Source organism: Pseudomonas sp. K5002 (assembly GCF_013386655.1).
Taxonomy (GTDB): Bacteria; Pseudomonadota; Gammaproteobacteria; order Pseudomonadales; family Pseudomonadaceae; genus Aquipseudomonas.
On record NZ_JACARK010000886.1, the window covers coordinates 923 to 2,804 of the forward strand.

Sequence of the window (1,882 nt, forward strand, 5' to 3'; positions counted from 1 at the left end):
GGCCGGCATTCCGGCTTTTCGAAAGTGAGCGGAACCCATATCAGCCATAACAAAAATAACGGATATGTACACCACCCCAAAAAGCCCTACCGCAAGGGCCCCAAAACCTGCCGATACCGCTCCACCCCCTGGCCCGTCTCCCGCACCAGAACCACCTCGATCCCCAGCGGTTCATCCTGCCGATTCCCACTCAACTGCCGCCACCCCTTGTCCCAAACCCGCACCTGCAAATCCCTGACCTGCCCAAGCACCGCCACCGCATCCCGGGGCGCCGGCAGCGGATACCGATCCCGCGCCGGTGCAGCTGCCCGGTACAGCGTGTCGCCCTTGAGCCACCACCGCACCCGCTGCAACCCATCCCCAGGAATCGGAGCCGTACGGATCACCTCCAGCCGAAACCCCTTGCTGTCCGAACTCCTCACCGACACCGCCGCCAACCCGCCAGGCTTCGGCGCGTCTTCGCCAATCGGCGGCCCCAACTCAACCCCCGCGCGCAAGCTCACATCCAGTTGCATCTGGTTCAGCGCCCGCAACAACACCTCAGTCTGCTCACTGCTGGCCTGCAAATGCTGATCAGCCCGGGTCACACTGTCCAACCCGCGCCAGGCAATCACACTGACCACCGCCATCAACATGATCGCCACCATCACCTCGATCAGCGTAAAACCCTTCTGGTCACTCATGACTCACCACCCGCAACAACCCCGCCGCATCCCGTTGCAGGCTCAGGCTGTATTGCCCATCCGACAGCACCACCCGCACTGGCGGGTTCACCCATTCAGCATCCAGCACCAATGTTTTCCCGGGCTCGATGCGCACCTGCATCGGCGCACTGTCCCATGCCCGCGGACGCAGTTGCTGATCGCCGCTGAAGTTCTCCACTCCCAGCCCATCATCGGTCACGCGGCTGAAGCGAAATCCCTTGGCATCGGCTTTCCAGGTAATCGCCCGGCCATCGGCACGCGCCTCGGCCTGGGCCACCTGCAGCAATTGGCTCAAGCGTTCCGCGTCCTTGCGCAGCAGGTGCAGCGGATCAGGCTTGATGCTCAGGCTGATGGCCGCACTGGCGATGCCGATAATCACCAGCACCACCATCAACTCGATCAACGTGAAGCCCTGCTGTTTCATTTTTTGCTCCCTGATCAACCGCTGAAATAAAAAGGTGTGAATTGCCCTGTAGCCTGAGGCGACGGACAAACAGGAGGTCCCGCCCATGGCATTCATCCATCGTTTTTCACCCGCCCATGGCGTCCAGGCCGTGGCGTTGCTGGCGGCGCTGGCAGGGGTTGCGACCTGGACGCCGCTGTTGCTCACGTCGGCCGAGTCCCACACCCCGCAGGCCGCGCCCCAGGCGTTGGCGGCCCGCAGCGACAACCCCGCCGTGCAATGGTTTTCCAATACCCCGGCGGTGATGCAGATCAAGGTCTCCGGGGTGCTTGCCGGGGCGCGTGGGGCGGTGGCGATCCTCAGTCTCAACGACGGCCCGCCCCGCAGCTTTTTGTTGGGTGAACGCCTGAGCCCCGGCGTACGGCTGACGGCCATTGAAGGCGATAGCGTGGAGATCGAGCGCGGCGCGGAAAAAATCCGCGTGCCCCTCGACAAGTTGCCCGACGGGCCGGCGTTGCCAAGCCTCATTCGGCAGTAACCGGGCGCTTCACCGGCGGGCGCCCCAGCAGTGTCTCCAGGCGTGCCAGGGGGGGCGCTTCCCGCGTCGCGTCCAGCACCTGCACGCTGACCTGGAACAGGCGCCCATCCGGCCCGTTGCTGATGGTCTGTTCGCAACGCAGTTTCAGCCGGCCCTGGTCGCAGTCGAACGTCTTGCGCCCGGTGCTCACCCGACCTTCCAGGCTCAGCTCCGCCATCCGGCCCTGGGCTGCCAGCA

At 64.4% G+C, this 1,882-nt stretch carries 4 protein-coding genes; 1 reads left to right on the forward strand and 3 read right to left on the reverse strand.

From position 1 onward, the window contains the following. Positions 1-86: 86 nt before the first annotated feature. Entirely contained in the window at positions 87-683 is a 597-nt protein-coding gene (locus tag HX846_RS30495) for a type II secretion system protein GspJ (protein WP_177068216.1), read from the reverse strand. Continuing rightward, a complete protein-coding gene (gene gspH / locus HX846_RS30500; RefSeq protein WP_008431410.1) occupies positions 676-1,128 on the reverse strand; it encodes a type II secretion system minor pseudopilin GspH in 453 nt (150 codons plus the stop codon). The genes HX846_RS30495 and gspH overlap by 8 nt, the downstream gene beginning before the upstream one ends. An 85-nt stretch (positions 1,129-1,213) precedes the next feature. On the opposite strand from gspH, the gene HX846_RS30505 reads away from it, so the two are divergent. After that, a complete protein-coding gene (locus tag HX846_RS30505; RefSeq protein ID WP_003218665.1) occupies positions 1,214-1,645 on the forward strand; it encodes a type II secretion system protein N in 432 nt (143 codons plus the stop codon). Here the strand turns inward: HX846_RS30505 and HX846_RS30510 are convergent. Then, on the reverse strand, positions 1,632-1,882 hold a 251-nt coding region (locus HX846_RS30510), incomplete at its 5' end, for a type II secretion system protein GspI (RefSeq protein ID WP_178966812.1). The genes HX846_RS30505 and HX846_RS30510 overlap by 14 nt on opposite strands.

Excerpts from the sequence above, each read along its gene's own strand:
- HX846_RS30505 (WP_003218665.1), top strand. The coding sequence starts at position 1,214 with ATGGCATTCATCCATCGTTTTTCACCCGCCCATGGCGTCCAGGCCGTG.
- HX846_RS30495 (WP_177068216.1), bottom strand. The coding sequence starts at position 683 with ATGAGTGACCAGAAGGGTTTTACGCTGATCGAGGTGATGGTGGCGATC.
- gspH (WP_008431410.1), bottom strand. The coding sequence starts at position 1,128 with ATGAAACAGCAGGGCTTCACGTTGATCGAGTTGATGGTGGTGCTGGTG.